This window comes from Rhodococcus sp. O3 (genome assembly GCF_048897285.1).
Lineage (GTDB): Bacteria > Actinomycetota > Actinomycetes > Mycobacteriales > Mycobacteriaceae > Rhodococcus.
Genome location: NZ_JBMBTE010000319.1, coordinates 1 through 604, shown reverse-complemented (window position 1 = coordinate 604; position 604 = coordinate 1). Strand labels below are relative to the sequence as shown.

The window sequence follows — 604 nt, the reverse complement described above, 5'->3', positions numbered from 1 at the left end:
TCGGAGTTGACGGCGGATCGGTTCGTGGCGAACCCGTTCGCCGGTGGGGCGAGCGGAGCGACGGGGGATGTCACTGCCGGGGCGCGGATGTATCGCACCGGTGACCTGGTGCGGTGGCTGCCGGACGGCACGCTGGACTACCTCGGCCGTACCGATTTCCAGGTGAAGGTGCGTGGTTTCCGGATCGAGCTCGGTGAGATCGAGTCGGTTCTGCGGAACCAGGATTCGGTGTCGCAGGCCGTGGTCGTGGTGCGTGCGGATGTGCACCTCGGCGAGCAGTTGGTCGCCTACCTCGTGCCCGACGGCGAGCTCGACCTCGACACGGTGAAGCACTCGGCGGCGCGGGAGCTGCCGTCGTACATGGTGCCGACCGCGTGGGTGGTGCTCGACGCGCTGCCGCTGAACATCAACGGCAAGATCGACCGGAAGGCGCTGCCCGCACCGGTGTTCGAGGCCGTGGCCTTCCGGGCCCCGGTCACCGCGATCGAGCAGATCGTCGCGGGTGTGTTCGCCGAGGTGCTCGGTGTCGAGCGGGTCGGCTTGGACGACGACTTCTTCGCGCTGGGCGGGAATTCGCTGGTGGCGACGCAGGTGACGGCCCGGT

The 604-nt window shown here is 68.7% G+C and carries 1 protein-coding gene; it reads left to right on the top strand.

All coding sequences use genetic code 11. The annotated features are described in order from the left end of the window. Nucleotides 1–604 (top strand): AMP-binding enzyme (locus tag ACN675_RS29225; RefSeq protein WP_420754127.1); only part of this gene is annotated, 604 nt, incomplete at both ends.